20 protein-coding genes are annotated in these 19,899 nt (G+C 72.0%); 2 read left to right on the top strand and 18 right to left on the bottom strand.

Features of this window, described 5'->3' with window-relative positions:
* Positions 1 to 2: 2 nt before the first annotated feature.
* A complete protein-coding gene (locus tag AMK29_RS29265) occupies positions 3 to 983 on the bottom strand; it encodes an aspartate carbamoyltransferase catalytic subunit (protein ID WP_073818660.1) in 981 nt (326 codons plus the stop codon).
* A gap of 85 nt (positions 984 to 1,068) precedes the next feature.
* Entirely contained in the window at positions 1,069 to 1,635 is a 567-nt protein-coding gene (gene pyrR / locus AMK29_RS29260; RefSeq protein ID WP_073818658.1) for a bifunctional pyr operon transcriptional regulator/uracil phosphoribosyltransferase PyrR, read from the bottom strand.
* A 246-nt stretch (positions 1,636 to 1,881) separates the two neighbouring features.
* On the opposite strand from pyrR, the gene bldD reads away from it, so the two are divergent.
* A complete protein-coding gene (gene bldD, locus AMK29_RS29255) occupies positions 1,882 to 2,382 on the top strand; it encodes a transcriptional regulator BldD (protein ID WP_015032294.1) in 501 nt (166 codons plus the stop codon).
* Between the two features lie 178 nt (positions 2,383 to 2,560).
* On the opposite strand, the gene nusB is transcribed toward bldD, so the two are convergent.
* The 15 genes from nusB to AMK29_RS29175 form a co-directional block, all read right to left on the bottom strand.
* On the bottom strand, positions 2,561 to 2,998 hold the full coding sequence (gene nusB / locus AMK29_RS29250; protein WP_073818656.1) for a transcription antitermination factor NusB: 438 nt from the start codon (positions 2,996 to 2,998) through the stop codon (positions 2,561 to 2,563).
* A 2-nt stretch (positions 2,999 to 3,000) separates the two neighbouring features.
* On the bottom strand, positions 3,001 to 3,567 hold the full coding sequence (gene efp, locus AMK29_RS29245; RefSeq protein ID WP_073818654.1) for an elongation factor P: 567 nt from the start codon (positions 3,565 to 3,567) through the stop codon (positions 3,001 to 3,003).
* Between the two features lie 49 nt (positions 3,568 to 3,616).
* On the bottom strand, positions 3,617 to 4,729 hold the full coding sequence (locus AMK29_RS29240) for an aminopeptidase P family protein (RefSeq protein WP_073818652.1): 1,113 nt from the start codon (positions 4,727 to 4,729) through the stop codon (positions 3,617 to 3,619).
* An 80-nt stretch (positions 4,730 to 4,809) separates the two neighbouring features.
* Positions 4,810 to 5,694: an AAA family ATPase gene (locus AMK29_RS29235; protein ID WP_073818650.1), complete on the bottom strand. Its 885-nt coding sequence runs from the start codon at positions 5,692 to 5,694 to the stop codon at positions 4,810 to 4,812.
* Between the two features lie 635 nt (positions 5,695 to 6,329).
* Positions 6,330 to 6,776 carry a type II 3-dehydroquinate dehydratase gene (aroQ, locus tag AMK29_RS29225; RefSeq protein ID WP_073818646.1) on the bottom strand — a complete coding sequence of 149 codons (447 nt, stop codon included), beginning with the start codon at positions 6,774 to 6,776 and terminating at the stop codon, positions 6,330 to 6,332.
* On the bottom strand, positions 6,773 to 7,870 hold the full coding sequence (aroB, locus tag AMK29_RS29220) for a 3-dehydroquinate synthase (RefSeq protein ID WP_073818644.1): 1,098 nt from the start codon (positions 7,868 to 7,870) through the stop codon (positions 6,773 to 6,775). The genes aroQ and aroB overlap by 4 nt, the downstream gene beginning before the upstream one ends.
* Positions 7,867 to 8,388: a shikimate kinase gene (locus AMK29_RS29215; protein ID WP_073818642.1), complete on the bottom strand. Its 522-nt coding sequence runs from the start codon at positions 8,386 to 8,388 to the stop codon at positions 7,867 to 7,869. The genes aroB and AMK29_RS29215 overlap by 4 nt, the downstream gene beginning before the upstream one ends.
* Positions 8,385 to 9,569, bottom strand: a complete 1,185-nt coding sequence (gene aroC / locus AMK29_RS29210) for a chorismate synthase (protein WP_073818636.1) — start codon at positions 9,567 to 9,569, stop codon at positions 8,385 to 8,387. Before aroC ends, AMK29_RS29215 begins: the two co-directional genes overlap by 4 nt.
* 114 nt (positions 9,570 to 9,683) lie before the next feature.
* Positions 9,684 to 9,911 (bottom strand): hypothetical protein, encoded by a 228-nt coding sequence (locus AMK29_RS29205; RefSeq protein WP_073818631.1) that lies wholly within the window; start codon positions 9,909 to 9,911, stop codon positions 9,684 to 9,686.
* A 64-nt stretch (positions 9,912 to 9,975) separates the two neighbouring features.
* Complete coding sequence (locus tag AMK29_RS29200) at positions 9,976 to 10,803, bottom strand: shikimate dehydrogenase (protein ID WP_073818629.1); 828 nt, start codon at positions 10,801 to 10,803, stop codon at positions 9,976 to 9,978.
* Positions 10,800 to 12,593, bottom strand: coding sequence for an endolytic transglycosylase MltG (gene mltG, locus AMK29_RS29195; protein ID WP_073818627.1), 1,794 nt, complete (start codon positions 12,591 to 12,593; stop codon positions 10,800 to 10,802). Before mltG ends, AMK29_RS29200 begins: the two co-directional genes overlap by 4 nt.
* Positions 12,594 to 12,694: 101 nt before the next feature.
* On the bottom strand, positions 12,695 to 13,159 hold the full coding sequence (gene ruvX / locus AMK29_RS29190) for a Holliday junction resolvase RuvX (RefSeq protein ID WP_056566744.1): 465 nt from the start codon (positions 13,157 to 13,159) through the stop codon (positions 12,695 to 12,697).
* A 2-nt stretch (positions 13,160 to 13,161) separates the two neighbouring features.
* Positions 13,162 to 15,831, bottom strand: a complete 2,670-nt coding sequence (gene alaS / locus AMK29_RS29185) for an alanine--tRNA ligase (RefSeq protein WP_073818626.1) — start codon at positions 15,829 to 15,831, stop codon at positions 13,162 to 13,164.
* Positions 15,831 to 16,178 (bottom strand): DUF6167 family protein, encoded by a 348-nt coding sequence (locus AMK29_RS29180; RefSeq protein ID WP_073818625.1) that lies wholly within the window; start codon positions 16,176 to 16,178, stop codon positions 15,831 to 15,833. Before AMK29_RS29180 ends, alaS begins: the two co-directional genes overlap by 1 nt.
* 6 nt (positions 16,179 to 16,184) lie before the next feature.
* The gene (locus AMK29_RS29175; protein ID WP_073818624.1) at positions 16,185 to 16,622 is read right to left on the bottom strand and encodes a DUF948 domain-containing protein; all 438 of its coding nucleotides are present in this window, start codon (positions 16,620 to 16,622) and stop codon (positions 16,185 to 16,187) included.
* A gap of 158 nt (positions 16,623 to 16,780) precedes the next feature.
* Between AMK29_RS29175 and AMK29_RS29170 the strand changes: the two genes are divergently transcribed.
* Positions 16,781 to 18,955 carry an ATP-binding protein gene (locus tag AMK29_RS29170; RefSeq protein WP_073818622.1) on the top strand — a complete coding sequence of 725 codons (2,175 nt, stop codon included), beginning with the start codon at positions 16,781 to 16,783 and terminating at the stop codon, positions 18,953 to 18,955.
* Positions 18,956 to 18,965: 10 nt separating this feature from the next.
* On the opposite strand, the gene rpsD is transcribed toward AMK29_RS29170, so the two are convergent.
* The gene (gene rpsD / locus AMK29_RS29165; protein ID WP_015032311.1) at positions 18,966 to 19,580 is read right to left on the bottom strand and encodes a 30S ribosomal protein S4; all 615 of its coding nucleotides are present in this window, start codon (positions 19,578 to 19,580) and stop codon (positions 18,966 to 18,968) included.
* Positions 19,581 to 19,899 lie beyond the last annotated feature (319 nt).

Raw genomic sequence — 19,899 nt, 5'->3', positions numbered from 1 at the left:
GGTTACTTGTTCTCCTCGGTGCGGGGGGTGGGGGTGGTGGAGTCGTTGCCGCCCAGAAGCAGGTAGAGGACCGCCATCCGGATGGAGACGCCGTTGGCGACCTGCTCGACGACCGTGCAGCGGTCGGAGTCGGCGACCTCGGCGGTGATCTCCATGCCGCGGACCATGGGGCCGGGGTGCATGACGATGGCGTGGTCGGGCATCCTCGCCATCCGGTCGCCGTCGAGCCCGTACCGCCGCGAGTACTCGCGCTCGGTCGGGAAGAAGGCGGCGTTCATCCGCTCTCGCTGCACACGCAGCATCATGACCGCGTCGGACTTCGGCAGCACGCGGTCGAGGTCGTACGAGACCTCGCAGGGCCAGGTCTCGACGCCGACGGGGACCAGGGTGGGCGGGGCGACCAGGGTGACCTCGGCGCCGAGGGTGTGCAGCAGGTCGACGTTGGAGCGGGCGACCCGGCTGTGCAGGACGTCGCCGACGAGCGTGATCCGCTTGCCCGCCAGGTCCTGGCCGAGCCCGGCGTCCCGGCCGACGAGGCGGCGGCGCATGGTGAAGGCGTCCAGGAGGGCCTGGGTGGGGTGCTGGTGGGTGCCGTCGCCGGCGTTGACGACGGGGGCGTCGATCCAGCCGGAGGTGGCGAGGCGGTACGGGGCGCCGGAGGCGCTGTGCCGGATGACGACCGCGTCGACGCCCATGGCCTCCAGGGTCTGCGCGGTGTCCTTGAGGGACTCGCCCTTGGAGACGCTGGAGCCCTTGGCCGCGAAGTTGATCACGTCGGCGGAGAGGCGCTTCTCGGCGGCCTCGAAGGAGATCCGGGTCCGGGTGGAGTCCTCGAAGAAGAGGTTGCAGATGGTGCGGCCGCGCAGGGTCGGCAGCTTCTTGATGGGCCGGTCGGCCACCCGGGCCATCTCCTCGGCGGTGTCGAGGATCAGGACGGCGTCGTCGCGGGTGAGGTCGGCGGCCGAGATGAGGTGACGCATCATCGGGGTGTCTCTCCGTGGTGGGGAGGTGTGAGGGCGTGCGGGAGCGCAGGGGTGTGCCCCGGCCCCGCGGGGGAAGCCGGTCCGGTCAGGAGGTGGGCCTGGCACCGAGCAGGACGGTGTCGCGACCGTCCTCCTCGGCGAGCTGGACCTTGACCGTCTCCCGCAACGACGTGGGGAGGTTCTTGCCGACGTAGTCGGCGCGGATCGGAAGCTCGCGGTGGCCGCGGTCGACGAGGACGGCGAGCTGGACGGCGCGCGGGCGGCCGATGTCGCCGAGGGCGTCGAGGGCGGCGCGGATGGTGCGGCCGGAGAAGAGCACGTCGTCGACGAGGACGACCAGGCGGCCGTCGATGCCGTCGCCGGGGATCTCGGTGCGGCCGATGGCGCGCGCCGGCTTCATCCGCAGGTCGTCCCGGTACATGGTGATGTCGAGGGAGCCGACCGGGACCTTCGCGCCGGTGATCGATTCGAGCTTCTCGGCGAGCCGGCGGGCGAGGAAGACACCGCGGGTGGGGATGCCGAGGAGGACCACGTCGTCGGCGCCCTTGGCGCGCTCGACGATCTCGTGTGCGATGCGGGTCAGGACCCGCGCGATGTCGGGGGCCTCGAGAACGGGCCGGGCGTCATCGCCGTACTGCTGCTGGGTGTCCATGAAGAAACGGACCTCCTTCTCCGCCTCACGGGACGGCTCTTAAAGGACGTCGGATTTGCGCGGTCAACGATACCAGGGACCCGCCCGCGCCCGGCGGGCACCCCGGTCGCCGCTCCGGGCGCCGTCCCCCGGGAGGGGGCGGTACGGACCTTTCGGCTTGACGGGTAGGTGTAACGCTGCGTAACCTCACAGTGAGTTACCAGCCGCGCGGCGCAGCCGCATGTCGTCACAGCGTCCGGGAGCGTTATGTCCAGCGAATACGCAAAGCAGCTCGGGGCCAAACTCCGTGCCATCCGCACCCAGCAGGGTCTCTCCCTCCACGGGGTGGAGGAGAAGTCCCAGGGCCGCTGGAAGGCCGTCGTGGTCGGCTCGTACGAGCGCGGCGACCGCGCGGTGACCGTGCAGCGTCTTGCCGAGCTGGCCGACTTCTACGGGGTTCCGGTGCAGGAGCTCCTGCCGGGCACGACCCCGGGCGGGGCCGCCGAGCCGCCGCCGAAGCTGGTCCTGGACCTGGAGCGCCTGGCACACGTCCCGCAGGAGAAGGCGGGCCCGCTCCAGCGCTACGCCGCGACGATCCAGTCGCAGCGCGGGGACTACAACGGCAAGGTGCTGTCGATCCGTCAGGACGACCTGCGCACCCTCGCCGTCATCTACGACCAGTCCCCCTCGGTCCTCACCGAGCAGCTGATCAGCTGGGGCGTCCTCGACGCCGACGCGCGCCGCGCGGTCGCCCACGAGGAGAACTGACCCCTTACGGGGGACCAGCAGAAACGTACCGCCGGGCCCATGGACGTCATCCGACGTCCATGGGCCCGACGCTTTTCCGTGCCCCGCCCAACGGCGGCCCGAGGACGCCGAAGGGGCCCGCAGCACGGATGCTGCGGGCCCCTTCGGCCGCCGGTGACGGCTATATGGCTCAGGCGGTTCAGACGTCCGCGTCCCGGCGCAGACGCGGCTTCAAGTCCTTGAAGCGCGCCAGCAGACCGTTGACGAAGGTCGGGGACTCGTCCGTGGAGAACTCCTTGGCGAGCTGCACCGCCTCGTCGATCGCGACCGCGTCCGGCGTCTCGTCCTCCCAGATCAGCTCGTACGCGCCGAGGCGCACGATGTTCCGGTCGGCGACGGGCATCCGGTCGAGGTCCCAGTCCACCGCGTAGGTCGCGATGAGCTCGTCGATCCGCGCCACGTGGGCCGCGTACCCCTCGACCAGCTGCATGGTGAAGTCGTTCACCGGCGGCTGACGGTCGTCCGACCGCGCGTGCCGGACCTGGTCCGCGAGGACCTCCTGGACGGAGGCGCCACGCTGGTCGGCCTCGAAGAGGATCTGGAAGGCGCGCTTGCGGGCCTTGCTCCGAGCGGCCACGGTTAGTCGTTCACCCGGCCGAGGTAGTCGCTGGTGCGCGTGTCGACCTTGACCTTCTCACCGGTGGTGATGAAGAGCGGGACCTGGATCTCGTGGCCGGTCTCCAGCTTGGCGGGCTTGGTGCCGCCGGTGGAGCGGTCGCCCTGGACGCCCGGGTCGGTGTGCTCGATCGTCAGCACCACGGCGGCGGGGAGCTCGACGTAGAGCACCGAGCCCTCGTGCTGGGCGACGGAGGCGGTGAAGCCCTCGATCAGGAAGTTGGCGGCGTCGCCGACGGCCTTGCGCTCGACCATCAGCTGGTCGTAGGTCTCCATGTCCATGAAGACGAAGTAGTCGCCGTCCATGTAGGAGAACTGCATGTCGCGGCGGTCGATGGTGGCCGTCTCGACCTTCACGCCGGCGTTGAAGGTCTTGTCGACGACCTTGCCGGACAGCACGTTCTTGAGCTTGGTGCGCACGAAGGCCGGGCCCTTGCCGGGCTTGACGTGCTGGAACTCGACGACGGACCAGAGCTGGCCGCCTTCGAGCTTGAGCACCATGCCGTTCTTGAGGTCGTTCGTGGAAGCCACGGTTGCGGAATCTCCTGGACTGACGTGGGACCGTGGAGGCGTACGCGCCTTACAGCGCGAGCAGCTCCTTGGTCGTGATGGTGAGTAGCTCGGGTCCGCCGTCCGCCTCCTGGCGTACGACGAGCGTGTCATCGATCCGGACCCCGCCCCGGCCCGGGAGGTGGACCCCCGGTTCGACGGTGACCGGCACACAAGCGTCCAGTTTACCCATGGCCGAGGGTGAGAGCTGCGGGTCCTCGTCGATTTCGAGCCCCACCCCGTGCCCGATGAGGGGCACGGCGGCCTCCGCGTGCCCCGCCGCGTCCAGGATCTGACGGGCCGCCCGGTCCACGTCCCGGTATCCGGCGCCCGGCACGAGCGATTCCCGTCCGGCCCGCTGAGCGGCGAAGACGAGCTCGTACAGCTCGATCTGCCAGTCGGCCGGCGTCGTGCCGATGACGAAGGTGCGGCCGATCTCGCACCGATAGCCGCGATAGTCCGCGCCGAGGCAGACGGAGAGGAAATCCCCCTCCTCGACCCGGCGGTCGGTGGGCCGGTGCCCCCGCCGTCCCGAGTGCGGGCCGGTCGCCACCGAGGTGGGGAAGGCGGCGCCGTCCGCTCCGTGGTCGACGAGCCGCCGCTCCAGCTCCAGGGCGAGATGGCGTTCGGTCCGGCCGACCAGGATCGACTCCAGAAGCTCTCCGAGCGCCTGGTCGGCGATCTCGGCGGCGATCCGGAGGCAGGCGATCTCGTCCTCGTCCTTGACGATCCTCAGCTGCTCGACGGCGCAGGAGAGGTCGGCGAGGCGCAGTCCGGGCGTGACGGAGTCCATGGCGCGGTAGCGGGCCATGGTCAGGTCGTGTTCCTCGACCGCGAGCGCGTCGGCGCCGGCCCGGCGGGCGTGGTCGACGGCGGCGACGGCCGGATCGCCGCCGCCGGTGGGCAGGACCTGCCGGCGGAGCGCCTCGTCGAGGCGTCCGTCGGCCGGCTCGTTGCCGGGGGCGACGGGGCAGAGCAGGACGTCCGCTTCGGGCTCCGGTCCGACGAGGAGGACGGCGCCGGCGGGCGAACCGCCCGCCAGGTAGCGGACGTTGGCGGGGCGGGAGACCAGGGCCGCCGGGCTGCCCGCGGCCGCGCACCGATCGCGCAGCCGTACACGGCGGTCCGCATACACCTCTGACATGCTCCGAGCGTACGAGGAGCGGGCCGAGGCGGCCTGTTCAGCACGGCCGACCGGGCAGGACGCCTGCCCGGGGCCGGGCCTCACCAGGTGGGCGGGCTGGCGATCGCGCGGGCCAGGACGTCGTCGAGGACGCGGGCGGTGGTCTCGACGTCGTACGTGGAGTTGTCGATGATCGGCAGGCCCGAGCCGTACCAGCCGGCCATCCGGCCGTGGATGGCGGCGACCTCCTCGTCCGAGAGGCGCCGGTTGCCGCTGCGCTCGGCGTTGCGCTCCAGGACGACCTCCAGGCCGGGCAGGAGCACGACGGGGAGCAGGCCGGGGCCGACGTGCCGCTTCCAGCCGCCGAGGCCGACCACGGGCCGGTCGGGGAAGACGGCGTCGTCGACGATGCAGGAGATGCCGTTGGCGAGGAAGTTGCGCGCGGCGAAGCCGCAGGTGCGGCGGGCGAGCCGGTACTGCGCCTCGGAGTGCTCGTTCCAGCCGGACTGCGGGTCGGCGAAGCCGGAGCAGACCCACTCGCGCACGTCGTCGAGGCTGATGTGCGCGGTGGGTACGCGGCGCCGTTGGGCCCAGTGCCGGGCGACGGTCGTCTTGCCGGCGCCGGCGGGCCCGATGAGCAGGACGGCGAGGGTGGCCGCGCCCGTACCGGCGCCGTGCTCCCCGGGGGACGCGAGCGGCGCGCTCACGGGCGGCAGGGGCACATGGCCGGTGGGGTCCGCGCGGTGCGGGCCACCGCCGGGGTGCGGCGAGCCGCCCGGGTACCGCGACCCGTCGGTGGGCGCGGGGACAGCCCCGGGGGCGCTCCAGCCGGGCCCGGCGGGAGCCGTCGGGTGCGGCGGGGGCCCGGCGTGGGGCGACTGCGCCGGGTGCGGGGGCCTGGGCCCGCCGCTCTGGGCGGCCGGATGCACACCGAGCCGGGCGCCCGCGTGCGGAGCCGGCGGGACGCCGGGCGGAGGCGGCGGCACGGCAGCCGACGGCGCGCCGACGGACCCACCACCTGATCCGGAGGCGGGACCTCGGCCGGGGCCGTGCCCTTGGCCGGGGCCGTGCCCTTGGCCGGGGCCATGGCTGGAGCCGGGGCCATGGCCGTGCCCCTGACTGGTTCCGGAGCCGAGGTCATGGACGGAGCCGGAGCCGAGGCCCTGACCGGGGTTGGGACCTTGACCCGGACTCTGGCCGGACCCGGGGCCGACGCCCTGGCCGGGGCCGTGCCCATGTACGAGACCGAGGCCGGGACCGGGGCCATGACCGGGCCCGGAGCCGACGCCCTGGCCGGTCCCGGAGCCCTGACCAAGTCCCTGGCCGAGCCCGGGGCCGGGGCCCTGGCCGGTACCGGAGCCCTGACGAAGCCCCTGGCCGAACCCAGGGCCCTGCCCGGCGGGGCCGTGGCCGGCGCCCTGGGCCGGCCCCCGGCCGAGTTCGGGACCCGGGCCACGGCCCGGTGCCTGGCCCGATCGCTCGGGCGGTGGCAGCGGACCCCCCACTGCGTGCTGCATCCGGTGCCACTCCGTCTCGTACGCCTGATGTATCCGGTGCGCCGGAACGTTACCGCCCCCGGCCCCCACGAGGGGAACGGCCGGGGACGCCCCCTGGTGCCCTGTCAGTCGGCCAGTTCCTCGGCGAGCGCCCGCAGGGCCAGCCGGTAGGAACCGATCCCGAACCCGGCGACCGTACCGGTCGCCACGGCCGCGACGACCGAGGTGTGCCGGAATTCCTCCCGGGCGTACGGGTTCGAGATGTGGACCTCGATCAGCGGGGCGGTCCGCTGGGCGGCGGCGTCCCTCATCCCGTACGAGTAGTGCGTGAACGCCCCGGGGTTGATGACCACCGGGGTCGAGGCGTCCGCGGCCTCGTGCAGCCAGCGGATCATCTCGCCCTCGTCGTTCGTCTCCCGCACCTCGACGTCGAAACCCAGTTCCGCGCCGAGGGAGCGGCAGGACTCCACGAGCCCCTTGTACGACGTGGCGCCGTAGATGTCGGGCTCGCGCGAGCCGAGCCGGCCCAGGTTCGGGCCGTTCAGCACCAGGACCGGACGGGGCTCGCTCACGCGGACACCTCTCCGTACGCCGCGATCAGGACCGCCGGGTCGGGACCCTCCAGGACGGTGGGCTTGCCGATCCCGTCGAGGACGATGAAGCGCAGCAGGTCGCCACGGGACTTCTTGTCCACGCGCATGGTCTCCAGGAGCTTGGGCCACTGGTCACCGCGGTAGGTGAGCGGCAGGCCGACGGACTCCAGGATCGCGCGGTGGCGGTCGGCGGTGGCGTCGTCGAGCCGCCCGGCGAGCCGGCCGAGCTCGGCGGCGAAGACCATGCCGACGGAGACGGCGGCACCGTGGCGCCACTTGTACCGCTCGTTCTTCTCGATGGCGTGGGCGAGGGTGTGGCCGTAGTTGAGGATCTCGCGACGGCCGGACTCCTTGAGGTCGCCGGAGACGACCTCCGCCTTCACCTTGATCGAGCGGACGAGCAGCTCGGCGGTGTGCGGCCCGGCCGGGGTGCGGGCGGCCTGCGGGTCCTCCTCGATGAGGTCGAGGATGACCGGGTCGACGATGAAGCCGGCCTTGATGATCTCCGCGAGCCCGCTGACGTAGTCGTGCACCGGCAACGAGTCGAGGGCCGCCAGGTCGCAGAGGACGCCGGCGGGCGGGTGGAAGGCGCCGACGAGGTTCTTGCCCTCGGCGGTGTTGATGCCCGTCTTGCCGCCGACCGCGGCGTCGACCATGGCCAGGACGGTGGTGGGTACGGCGATCCAGCGCACGCCCCGCAGCCAGGTCGCGGCGACGAAGCCGGCCAGGTCGGTGGTGGCGCCGCCGCCGACGCCCACGACGATGTCACTGCGGGTGAAGCCGGTCTGGCCGAGCGCCTTCCAGCAGTAGGCGGCGACCTCGGCGGTCTTCGCCTCCTCGGCGTTCGGCACCTGGATGGCGACCGCCTCGTAGCCCTGGTCGGCGAGGTCGGCGCGGAGCGCCTCACCCGTGTCGGCGAGCGCCTCCGGGTGGATCACGGCGACCCGCTTGGCCTGGGTGCCGATCAGCCCCGGGAGCTCACCGAGCAGCTGCCGGCCGACCAGCACCTCGTACGGATCCGTGCCCGCGCTGCCCGCTACCTGGATACGGGTCACTGCCTGGTCCGTCGTCATGCGTCCTTCTTCAGATCCAGTGCCGCGAGGACCGCGTCCGCGACCTCTTCGGGGGTGCGGTCGTCGGTGGTGACGACGGCCCGCGCGACTTCGGTGTACAGATGGCGGCGTGCCTCCATCAGCTCGCGCCACTGACGGCGCGGGTTGACGGCGAGCAGCGGCCGGGCGGTGTTGAGACCGACGCGCCGGACCGCCTCGTCGACGTCCATCGAGAGGTACGCGACGGGGAGCCCGGCGAGCAGGGCGCGGGTCCCGGCGTCCAGGACCGCGCCGCCGCCGAGGGCGAGGACGCCCTCGTGCTCGGTGAGCGCGGCGGCGACCGCGTCCCGTTCCAGGGCGCGGAAGTGGTCCTCGCCGTCCTCGACGAAGATGTCGGAGATCTCGCGTCCCTCGGCGGCGACGATGTCGGCGTCGGTGTCCCGGTAGGGCGCGCCCAGCCGTTCGGCCAGGAGCGCGCCCACCGTGGACTTGCCGGAGCCCATGGGCCCGACGAGGACGACCAGGGGGCCGGCGGTCACCGGATGCGCAGGTTCTCGAGGTACGACCGCACGTTCCGGCGGGTCTCAGGGACGCTGTCGCCGCCGAACTTCTCGACGACGGCGTCCGCGAGGACGAGCGCGACCATGGCCTCGGCGACGATGCCGGCGGCGGGGACGGCGCACACGTCGGAGCGCTGGTGGTGGGCCTGGGTGGCCTCGCCGGTGGCGACGTCGACGGTGGCGAGGGCGCGCGGGACGGTCGCGATGGGCTTCATCGCGGCGCGGACGCGCAGCAGCTCGCCGGTGGTCAGACCGCCCTCGGTGCCGCCGGAGCGGCCGGAGGTGCGCCGGAGGCCGTCCTCGGTCTTCACGATCTCGTCGTGGGCCTGGGAGCCGGGCACGCGGGCGAGGTCGAAGCCGTCGCCGACCTCGACGCCCTTGATGGCCTGGATGCCCATGAGGGCGGCGGCGAGCCGGGCGTCGAGACGCCGGTCCCAGTGGACGTGCGAGCCGAGGCCGACGGGCACGCCGTAGGCGAGGACCTCGACGACCCCGCCGAGGGTGTCGCCGTCCTTGTGGGCCTGGTCGATCTCGGCGACCATCGCCTTCGACGCGTCGGCGTCGAGGCAGCGGACCGGGTCGGCGTCGAGCTTCTCGACGTCGGCGGGGGTCGGGTAGACGCCGTAGGGCGCCTTGGCGGCGGCCAGCTCGACGACGTGGGAGACGATCTCGATGCCCGCGGCCTCCTTGAGGAAGGAGCGGGCGACGGCGCCGAGGGCGACCCGGGCGGCGGTCTCCCGGGCGCTGGCGCGCTCCAGGATCGGCCGGGCCTCGTCGAAGCCGTACTTCTGCATGCCCGCGAGGTCGGCGTGACCGGGCCGGGGGCGGGTCAGGGGGGCGTTGCGGCCCGTCTCCTTGAGCTCGGAGGGGTCGACCGGGTCGGCCGACATCACCTTCTCCCACTTGGGCCACTCGGTGTTGCCGACCATGACGGCGATCGGGGAGCCGAGGGAGAGTCCGTGCCGGACGCCGCCGAGGAAGGTGATCTCGTCCTGCTCGAACTTCATCCGGGCGCCGCGCCCATAGCCGAGACGCCGCCGCGCGAGGTGGTCCGCCACCAGCTCAGTGGTGACCGGGACACCGGCGGGAAGACCCTCCAGCGTCGCGACCAGCGCGGGTCCGTGGGATTCCCCAGCGGTCAGCCAACGCAACCTGCTCAACGATGCTCCTCATGCTCGCGCCTGGGCACTGCGACGACGCGGCCGGGTGCGCGGCCCTGGCCCGCCACCCCCGATCCTCCCACGTCCGGGGCGACCACCTGGTCGCCGGTCCAGCTATCGGACGCGGGTCTCGTCCTCCTGGACGGTCGACTCGTCCTCCGCGGCGGGGGCGGAACGGTTCCGCAGCCAGGAGACGACGCCGTAGACCACGGTCGACCCGAAGAGCGCGAGAACGGTGTACCGCACCCATGCCGGCAGGTCGCTGAAGAACCCCACGTACAGAAAGCGCATCACGTCGAAAGCGGCGTCCCACTTGGACGCCAGCACCAGTTCCCCGCCCATGTCCCCCGTACTTCCCCGTACTTCGGCCGTACGGCGCCGGCGGTCCCCCGGCGCCGGTCCGAGCCTACCGGGCGGCCAGCGCCCGCTCCCCCGCCGCCCGCATGGCCGCGAGCGGCGCCCGCGGCACGCCCGTCATCTGCTCGACCTGGAGGACGGCCTGGTGGACGAGGAGGTCGAGGCCGCCGACCACCTTGCCGCCACGGTCGGACCAGGCGGCGGCGAGCGCCGTCGGCCACGGGTCGTAGAGGACGTCGAAGAGGGTGCCGACGGTGTCCGGAACGGCGGTCGCCAGCGCGTTCGTCGTCCCGGCGGGGGTCGTCGCGACGACCAGCGGCGCGGTGAACGCCTCCGCCGCGTCGTCCCAGGCGGCGGTACGGACGTCCACGCCGAGCCGCTCGCCCCAGCCGCGCATCTCCTCGGCGCGCGCCTCGCTCCGTACGTACGCGGTCACGGGCCCCGCGCAGATCCGGGCGAGGGCGGCGAGCGCGGAGGAGGCGGTGGCGCCGGCGCCGAGGATCGCCGCCGACTCCACCTTCTCGACGTTCCGCTCACGCAGGGCGGCGATCATGCCCGGGATGTCGGTGTTGTCGCCGACCCGCCGGCCGTCCTCGCGGAAGACGACGGTGTTGACGGCCTCGACGGACGCGGCCGTGTCGCTGATCTCGTCGAGCAGCGGGATGATCGCCCGCTTGAGCGGCATGGTCAGCGAGAGCCCGGCCCAGCTGTCGTCCAGCTCGCCCACGAAACCGGGCAGCCCGGCCTCGTCGACCTCGAACCGGTCGTACGACCAGTCGTCGAGGCCGAGCTCGGCGTACGCGGCCCGGTGCAGGACCGGGGAGAGCGAGTGCGCGATCGGCGAACCGAGGACGGCCGCGCGGTGCTGCTTGCTCACTGGCCCTGCTCCCGTTCCTTCTGGTACTCCGCCACGTTCCGGTTGTGCTCCTTGAGCGTCACGGAGAAGACGGTCTTGTTCTCGTTGATCGACACGAAGTAGTACCACGGGCCGTCGGCCGGGCTCATCGCCGAGTTCAGCGCCTCGATGCCCGGGTTGCTGATGGGCCCGGGGATGAGTCCCTTCACGTCGTACGCGTACGTGTTGTACGGGTCCTTGATCTTGCGCATCTCCTCGACCGTGCCGACGTCGAGGGTGGTCGTGCCCCTGAGGTAGTTCACCGTCGAGTCGAACTCCAGGCGACCCACGGTCTCCACGTTGTTCGGCTTGAGCCGGTTGTAGACGACCCGCGCGACCTTGTCGAAGTCGTGCTTGTACTTGCCCTCGACCTGCACCAGGCTCGCGACCGTCAGCAGCTGCCAGGGACCTTCGAGGCCGAGCGCCTGCGCCTTCGCGTCCAGGTCGAGCTTCGCGTACTCCTGGTTCGCCCGGGACACCATCTTGCGGAGGGCGTCCTCGGGCTTGCTGTTCTTGGCGACGGGGTAACTCGCCGGGAAGAGGAACCCTTCCAGCGGGTCCTTGACGTCCGCGTGGTTCTTGGCCCAGTCGGGCAGGCCGAGCGAGTCCGCCTTCGCGCGGGCGATCTCCTTCGTGGTGCCCGGCTTGAGGTCGAGGCGCTTGTCGAGGGTGTCGTACACCCAGGTGTTCCGCTTGCCCTCGGGGATGACGAAGTTGGTCTGGCTCGCGGGGTTGAGCATCATCGCGACCGCGCTCTCGGCCGACATCTCCTTCCTGAGCGTGAAGACGCCGTCCTGGATGGAGTTGCCCTTGGGGTTCTTCTGCTGCGCCGAGACGAAGGCGTCGACGCTCTTCACCACGCCGGCCTTCTTGAGGATGTTGCCGATCTCGGTCCCGAGGGCTCCCTTCGGGATCTCCACCTGGATCTCGCCGCTGCCACTCCCCGCGTAGTCCGGCGCCTCGCCGAACTGACCCTGCCAGAACTGGTAGCCGAAGTAGCCGACGCCGCCCACGCCGCCGGCCAGGACGAGGGCGACGACCAGGCAGGCCACGCCGTTCTTGCCGTTGCGTTTCTTCGCCTTGTTGCGGCGCTCGCGGTCGCCGCCGCGCGAGCCACGGCCGGGGGCCGGGTCGTCGTAGTCGTCGTCCGGGTCGTCCTCGCCGGTGAAGAAGGGGTGTTTCTCCTCCTCCTGCTCCTGTTCTGGCTCCGGGTGTCTCTCCTCCTCCGGCGCCCAGTCGATCACCGGCTCCGGCGGGTTCTGCCGGTGGCCGGGAGGCTGGGGCGGCGGGTACGCCTCGGGCGTGCCGTAGAGGTCGGGGTTCTGGCCGCCGTACGGATCGGCCGGGGGCGTGCCGTAGGCCATCGCCGCCTGGCTCGTCTCCCAGTTGCCGTCGTACTGCTGTCCGAGGTGCCCGGGCGTGTCGTAACCACCCTGGTACCCCGTCCCGTACTGCTGCTGCTCGTACGACTGCTGGTACTGGTGTGCCTGCGCCTGCTGCTGGTACTGGTGGTCCACGTACCCCTGCGGCTGCTGCTCGTACTGCTGCGCATGCTGCTGCTGGTACGGGTCGCCCTCGTACCCCTGGCCGCCCTGGGTACCGTGACCGGCCTGGCCGTACGGGTCCTCGTAGCCCTGGCCGCCGTGCCCGTACTGGCTCGGCTGCTGCGGATGCGGGTACTGCTGCTGCTGGCCTTCCCACCCCTGGTCCCCGTAGAGCGGGTCCCCGGGGTGCCACGGTTCGGAGCCGGGGCTCCGGCCATACTCAGTCATCGATCCCCAAACAGCCGCGAGGCTTCCGGACGATCCGCCTCTACGTAGTGCGGCAGCTGTTCGAACACCGCCGCATCGCGCGGAACGTTACCGTATCGCGATCAGATGACCACTTCGACGCCCTCACCGGGCGGATTACCTGATACCCGTTCGGACTCAAGAGCGTTCTGCAGGATGATCACAGCGGCGGCCTGGTCGATGACGGACCGCCCCTTCTTCGCCTTCACCCCCGAGGCCCGCAGGCCCTGTGTGGCCGTCACGGTCGTCATGCGCTCGTCGACGAGGCGGACGGGCACGGGGGCGATCCCGCGTGCCATCTCCCCCGCGAAGGCACGGACCTTGGTCGCGGCCGGGCCCTCCCGCCCGCTGAGCGAGCGGGGCAGACCCACGACGACCTCGATCGGCTCGTACTCCTCGACGATCTGGCGGAGCCGCCGGTGGGCGGCCGGGACGTCACGTCCCGGCACGGTCTCCACCGGCGTGGCGAGGACCCCGTCGGGGTCGCACGAGGCGACCCCGATCCGGGCGTCCCCGACATCCACCGCGATACGGCGGCCGCGGCGCATCGTCACGCCGTCTCCCCCACGAGGCGCTCGACGGCGGCGATGGCCTCACCGACGGCCGCGGGGTTCTGGCCACCGCCCTGGGCGACGTCCGGCTTGCCGCCGCCACCGCCGCCGAGGGTCTTGGCGGCGGTGCGGACCAGCTCACCGGCCTTGAGTCCGCGCTCGCGGGCGGCCTCGTTGGTGGCGATGACCGTGAGCGGCTTGCCGTTGGCCGTGGTGAACAGGGCGACGACGGCCGGGCGGTCGCCCGGGATGCGGCCACGGACGTCGAGGACCAGCCTGCGCAGGTCGTCGGCCCCGGTGCCGTCCGGCACCTGGCCGGTGACCACGGCGACGCCGCGGATGTCCTGGGCGGAGTCGACGAGACCGGCGGCGGCCTGGAGGACCTTCTCCGCGCGGAACTTCTCGATCTCCTTCTCGGCGTCCTTAAGCTTGCCGAGCATGGCGGAGATCTTCTCCGGCAGCTCCTCCGGACGGCCCTTGACCAGCTCCTGGAGCTGGGCGACGACCGTGTGCTCCTTGGCGAGGAAGTTGTACGCGTCGACGCCGACGAGGGCCTCGATCCGGCGGACGCCGGAGCCGATGGAGGACTCGCCGAGCAGCTTCACCAGGCCGAGCTGGGCGGTGTTGTGGACGTGCGTGCCACCGCACAGCTCCTTGGAGAAGTCGCCGATGGTGACGACCCGGACCTTCTCGCCGTACTTCTCGCCGAACTCGGCGATGGCACCCTGGCGCTTGGCCTCGTCGATCGGCATGACCTCGGCGTGGACGTCCAGCTCGCGCGAGAGGACCTCGTTGATCTTCTGCTCGACGTCGGTGAGGACCGTGCCGGGGACGGCGTTCGGCGAGCCGAAGTCGAAGCGGAAGCGGCCGGGCTGGTTCTCTGAACCGGCCTGGGCGGCCGTCGGGCCGAGGGCGTCGCGCAGCGCCTGGTGGGTGAGGTGGGTGGCCGAGTGGGCGCGGGCGATGGCCAGGCGGCGGCGCACGTCGATGCTCGCGTAGGCGGTGGCGCCCACGGTGACCTCGCCGACCTGCACGGATCCCTTGTGCACGGAGACGCCCGGGACGGGCTGCTGGACGTCACGGATGTCGATGACCGCGCCGCTGTGCAGCCGGATCCGGCCCTGGTCGGCGATCTGGCCGCCGCCCTCGGCGTAGAAGGGGGTGCGGTCGAGGACGACCTCGACCTCGTCGCCCTCGGAGGCGGCCGGCGAGGGGACGCCGTTGACGAGGAGACCGACGACGGTGGTCTCGCCCTCGGTGTTGGTGTAGCCGGTGAACTCGGTGGCGCCGTTGCCGTCGGCGATCTCCCGGTACGCGGTCATGTCGGCGTGGCCGGTCTTCTTGGCCTTGGCGTCGGCCTTGGCGCGCTCCCGCTGCTCCTTCATCAGGCGGCGGAAGCCGTCCTCGTCCACGGAGAGGCCCTGCTCGGAGGCCATCTCCAGGGTGAGGTCGATCGGGAAGCCCCAGGTGTCGTGGAGCAGGAACGCCTTGTCGCCGGAGAGGACCGTGCCACCGGCGGCCTTGGTCTCGGTGACGGCGGTGTCGAGGATGTTGGTGCCGCCCTTGAGGGCCTTGAGGAAGGCCCCTTCCTCGGCGAGGGCGACGGTCTCGATGCGCTTGCGGTCGGTGACGAGCTCCGGGTACTGCTCGCCCATCGTGTTGATCACGGTGTCCACGAGCTCCTGGACGACCGGACCGGTGGCGCCGAGCAGGCGCATGTTGCGGACGGCGCGGCGCATGATGCGGCGCAGCACGTAGCCGCGGCCCTCGTTGCCCGGGGTGACGCCGTCACCGACGAGCATCACGGAGGTGCGCATGTGGTCGGCGACCACGCGGAGCGAGACGTCGCTCTCGTGGGACGTGCCGTAGTCGACGCCGGTGAGCTCGGTGGCCTTGTCGATGACGACCTTGAGGGTGTCCGTCTCGTACATGTTCTGGACGCCCTGGAGGATCATCGCCAGGCGCTCGAGGCCGAGGCCCGTGTCGATGTTCTTCGACGGCAGCTCGCCGAGGATCGGGAAGTCGTCCTTGCCGGAGCCCTCACCGCGCTCGTACTGCATGAAGACCAGGTTCCAGATCTCCACGTACCGCTCGTCGTTGACGGCCGGGCCGCCCTCGACGCCGAAGTCGGGGCCGCGGTCGTAGTTGATCTCGGAGCACGGGCCGCAGGGTCCGGGGACGCCCATCGACCAGTAGTTGTCCTTCTTGCCGAGGCGCTGGATGCGCTCGGCGGGGACGCCGACGACGTCGCGCCAGATCTGCTCGGCCTCGTCGTCCTCCTGGTAGACGGTGATCCAGAGCTTCTCCGGCTCCAGCCCGTAGCCGCCGTGCTCCACCGAGGTGGTCAGCAGCTCCCAGGCGAGCTTGATGGCGCCTTCCTTGAAGTAGTCGCCGAAGGAGAAGTTGCCGCACATCTGGAAGAACGTGCCGTGGCGGGTGGTCTTGCCGACCTCTTCGATGTCCGGCGTACGCACGCACTTCTGCACGCTGGAGGCGCGCGAGAAGGGCGGCTTGACCTCGCCCAGGAAGTAGGGCTTGAAGGGCACCATGCCGGCGGGGACGAGGAGCAGAGTCGGGTCGTCCGCGATGAGCGACGCCGAAGGGACGACGGTGTGCCCGCGCTCCTCGAAGAAGCTCAGCCAGCGGCGGCGGATTTCAGCCGACTCCATCAGTGGTCCTCATTCCGGTTGTACGTGATCGTGGGGATTGAATGCGTCGTGGTGGGGCGCGCGGTGGGATCGAGCGCGGCCCTGCGGCGGGGCGCCGGGAGTTCACGGTCCTCTGCGACGGGTGCGTCGAGGCCGAGTGCCTCACCCAGTTCGGCCTCTCGCTGGACCATGCCCGCCCTCACGTCGAGGGCGAAGTCCTTGAGGCGGTGGCCGGTCTCGATCGCCTTGTTCGCCGCCTGGGCCGCGAGGCTCTCGGGGGTCAGCTGCTTCAGCTTCCGGTTGACCTTGGTGGTGGCCCACACGCCGGCGGCTGCGCCGGCCGTGAACCAGAACGTGCGGCGGAACATCGCGGCTCAGCCCTTCTGCTTCCGGCGTCGCGAGGACGGCACGGTACGACCGACGATCACAGTACGTCGCGAGGAGGTACGCGGCGCGTCCTCGTTCTCCCCGCCCCGGCCGAGCGCCTTGCGCACGCCGTACCCGAAGGCGGCGACCTTGACGAGCGGGCCGCCGAAGGCGGTGGCGACGGTGGAGGAGAGCGCGGAGGCGTTGGAGGTGACCTCCTGGACGTCCGAGGCGATGGCGTCGACCCGGTCGAGCTGGGTCCGGGCCGAGCGGACGGTCGCGGAGGCGTCCGCCAGCAGGGGAACGGCCTGCTCGGTCACGTCCGCCACCATTTTGGTGGTCGCCCTGAGCGTCTGCGCCAGCCTCACCAGCACCACGGCGAGGAAGGAGACCAGGATCGCCCAGAAGACGGCCACCAGGATCCCGGCAACCTCTCCACCGGTCACTCTGCACCGCTCTCTGCTGTCGTCGGGCCCTTGCGAAAAGTCGTTCCTAGACCCTATCGCGCCCGCGCTGTCCCGCCGTACCGCATTACCGCCCGTGCGACGGGAGTTACGGGAACCGATTGTACGGAGAGCGCCACGGTGAGTACGCTCCGTGTCCCATGCGACGCAGCAATCTCCCGGCGGAGCTGAACCGGTTCGTCGGCCGGTCCGCAGAGCAGGCCGCCCTGACGGCGCTCCTCGAACGGTCCCGCCTGGTCACGGTCGTGGGCGTGGGCGGGGTCGGCAAGACCCGGCTCGCGTTGCGGGCGGCCACGGAAGTGCAGAAACGCTACGGCGACGGGGTGCGGCTCGCCGAGCTGGCACCGCTCCGGGACCCCGAGCTGATCGAGTACGCCCTGGCCGAGGCGCTCGGCCTGACGGACCACACTCCGAGGCCCCCGCGCGAGGTGCTCCTCGACCACCTCGCGGAGCGGCGGCTGCTCCTGGTCGTGGACGGATTCGAGCACCTCGTCGAGCACTGCGCCCCGCTCGTACGGGAGCTCCTCGCGCACGCTCCCGGGCTCTCCGTCCTGACGGTCGGACGCCGGCCCCTGCGGGTGGCGGGCGAGACGGTGTTCCGGCTGGCGCCGCTGGGCGAGGCGGACGCGACGACCCTGCTCGCGGAACGTGCGGTGGAGGCGGGCGCGCCCGGCCCGCCGGCCGACGAGGACGCCGCGCAGGAGCTGTGCCGGCGGCTCGACGGGATCCCGCTCGCCCTCGAACTGGCGGCCGGGCGGCTGCCGCTCCTCTCCGTCGAGCAGATGCTCCTCCGGCTCGACGACCGCTTCCGGCTGCTCACGCAGGGGGCGCGCGGGGCGCTCCCCCGCCACCAGACGCTGCGCACGGCCATCGGCTGGAGCCACGAGCTGTGCACCCCGCGGGAGCGGCTCCTCTGGGCGCGGCTCTCGGTGTTCCCCGGCCCCTTCGACCTGGAGGCGGCCGAGTACGTGTGCGGGGGCCGGGAGCTGCCGGCCGAACAGGTCCTGGATCTGCTCGGCGGGCTGCTCGCGCAGTCGCTGCTCACCCGGGAGGACACGCCTCTCGGTCCCGCCTACCGGATGCTCGACACGGTCGCCGCGTACGGGGCGGAGTGGCTGGCGGCGCTCGGCGACACGGAGCGGATGCGGCGGCGGCACCGCGACTGGTACATGGGCCTGGCCACCTGGTGCGAGCTGGAGTGGTTCAGTCCGCGCCAGACGGAGGTGGCGGCCCTCACGGAGTCGGCGCTGCCGCATCTGCGGGCTGCCCTGGAGCTGTGTCTCGAACTCCCCGAGGACGCGCATCTCGCCCAGCACCTGGCGGGCACGCTCTGGTTCGTGTGGGTGGGCTGCGGGCGTCTCTCGGAGGGGCGGCACTGGCTGGAGCGGGCGCTGGCGCTGGAGTCCGGGCACGAGGAGGCGCGGCTGAAGGCGCTCTGGGTGCTCGGGTACGTGGCGGTGCTGCAGGGCGACGGTACGGCGGCGGTGGCGGCGCTCCACGAGTGCGGGGAGCGGGCCCGGTCCTCGCGGAACCCGCTGGCGGAGGCGTACGCGACGCACCGGATGGGCTGTCTCGCCCTGCTGACGGACGACATGGCGCGGGCGGAGGAGCTGATCGGCCGGGCGCTGGCCGCCTACCGGGAGCTCGGCGAGCTGAACAGCAACGTGCTGATGGGCCAGGTCGAGGTGGCGATGGCGCGGGCCTTCCGGGGCGACCTGGAGGGGGCGGTCGTCCTCTGCCGGGAGGTCCGGGAGATCTGTGAGGAGCGGGGCGAGCTCTGGACCCGGGCGTACGCCCTGTACGTCCTGGGGTACTCGGCGTGGACGCGGGGCGCGTACGGGGAGGCGCGGGAGCTGCTGACCGAGTGCGTCTCGATCAACCACTCCTTCCGTGACCTGGTCGGGCTCGTGCTCGCGATCGAGGTGCTGGCGCTGGTGGCGGTGAGCGAGGGCGACCCGGTGGAGGCGGCGGTCCTCCAGGGGGCGGCGGTGCCGGTGTGGGACACGGTGGGTGTCCGGCTCTTCGGCTCGGAGGCCTTCGACGGGCCGAGGTCGCTGTGCGCGGAGCGGGCGCGGGAGGCGCTGGGGGCGGAGGCGTACGGCGCCGCGTTCCGTGCGGGCCAGGCGCTCTCGGCGGCGGAGGCGGTGGAGCGCGCGCTCGCGGTGGGCCGGAAGGCGGCCGTGTGCGGCGCGGCGGAGCCGTCTGCCCCGCGCCCCTTCCGTACGGCGGGGTCGTCGGCGGTCCCGGGAACGCGGAAGCCCGCCGGCTCCCCCACCGGAAAGGGCGGGGAAGCGGCGGGCCGGGAACCGCGGTAGTACGCCTGGGTCAGCGGGCGTAGTACTCGACGACCAGCTGCTCGTCGCAGATGACCGGGATTTCCTTGCGGTTCGGGTCGCGGTCGAGACGGAAGGCCAGGGCCTTCAGGTTGACCTGCAGGTAGCGCGGGGTCTCACCGTCGGCGGCGAAGCCACCCTCGCGGGCCATCTCGAACAGCGGCTTGGTGCGGCTGCGCTCGCGGACCATCACGACGTCGTCGGGACGGACACGGAACGACGGCTTGTCGACCTTGCCACCGTTGACCTGGATGTGGCCGTGGACGACCATCTGACGGGCCTGGTAGATGGTGCGGGCGATGCCCGAACGCAGGACCAGGGCGTCGAGGCGACGCTCGAGCTCGACGACCAGCGCCTCGCCCGTCTTGCCCTCGGCCTTCTTGGCGCGGTCGTAGGCGCGGGCCATCTGGCGCTCGCTGATGTCGTACTGGGCGCGCAGACGCTGCTTCTCGAGCAGACGGACCTTGTAGTCCGAGTTCTGCTTGCGGCCACGGCCGTGCTCGCCCGGCGGGTAGGGGCGGGCCTCGAAGTACTTGACAGCCTTCGGGGTCAGCGCGATGCCGAGGGCACGCGACTTCTTGACCTTGGGACGGGACTGGTTCGGCATGAACCAACCTCTCTCTTCGTGAAACGGCTTCACCAGGGTTAGGGGAGGTCGCATCCGCAGCCGGGAAACCCGCCGGGTCCGTACGGGACGGACCTGCCGGGCAGCCGCTCCCAGGTCTGGGCACATACGTGCAGCACGCGAACGACCCACCGCCGTTCCCGCGGACACGGGGGGTGGTGGGTGGCACGCGACACCTTCGAAGGTGCGCGACGCTCCTGGAAACCCCGCCCGAGGGCCGGGTCTCCGGCTGACTGTCCCGTTCTGGTGGTGCCGACCGGAGCCGGACACGGGACGCAGCAATCCGGACCAGTGTACCGGG

The organism is Streptomyces sp. CB02261 (genome assembly GCF_001905665.1).
Lineage (GTDB): Bacteria > Actinomycetota > Actinomycetes > Streptomycetales > Streptomycetaceae > Streptomyces.
The sequence above is the reverse complement of the archived record's forward strand: the minus strand, read 5'-3'. Positions and strand labels throughout refer to the sequence as shown.

Excerpts from the sequence above, each read along its gene's own strand:
- AMK29_RS29265 (WP_073818660.1), bottom strand. The coding sequence starts at position 983 with ATGATGCGTCACCTCATCTCGGCCGCCGACCTCACCCGCGACGACGCC.
- pyrR (WP_073818658.1), bottom strand. The coding sequence starts at position 1,635 with ATGGACACCCAGCAGCAGTACGGCGATGACGCCCGGCCCGTTCTCGAG.
- bldD (WP_015032294.1), top strand. The coding sequence starts at position 1,882 with ATGTCCAGCGAATACGCAAAGCAGCTCGGGGCCAAACTCCGTGCCATC.
- AMK29_RS29240 (WP_073818652.1), bottom strand. The coding sequence starts at position 4,729 with ATGTCAGAGGTGTATGCGGACCGCCGTGTACGGCTGCGCGATCGGTGC.
- aroB (WP_073818644.1), bottom strand. The coding sequence starts at position 7,870 with ATGACGACGGACCAGGCAGTGACCCGTATCCAGGTAGCGGGCAGCGCG.
- AMK29_RS29205 (WP_073818631.1), bottom strand. The coding sequence starts at position 9,911 with ATGGGCGGGGAACTGGTGCTGGCGTCCAAGTGGGACGCCGCTTTCGAC.
- mltG (WP_073818627.1), bottom strand. The coding sequence starts at position 12,593 with ATGACTGAGTATGGCCGGAGCCCCGGCTCCGAACCGTGGCACCCCGGG.
- ruvX (WP_056566744.1), bottom strand. The coding sequence starts at position 13,159 with ATGCGCCGCGGCCGCCGTATCGCGGTGGATGTCGGGGACGCCCGGATC.
- alaS (WP_073818626.1), bottom strand. The coding sequence starts at position 15,831 with ATGGAGTCGGCTGAAATCCGCCGCCGCTGGCTGAGCTTCTTCGAGGAG.
- AMK29_RS29180 (WP_073818625.1), bottom strand. The coding sequence starts at position 16,178 with ATGTTCCGCCGCACGTTCTGGTTCACGGCCGGCGCAGCCGCCGGCGTG.
- AMK29_RS29170 (WP_073818622.1), top strand. The coding sequence starts at position 16,781 with ATGCGACGCAGCAATCTCCCGGCGGAGCTGAACCGGTTCGTCGGCCGG.
- rpsD (WP_015032311.1), bottom strand. The coding sequence starts at position 19,580 with ATGCCGAACCAGTCCCGTCCCAAGGTCAAGAAGTCGCGTGCCCTCGGC.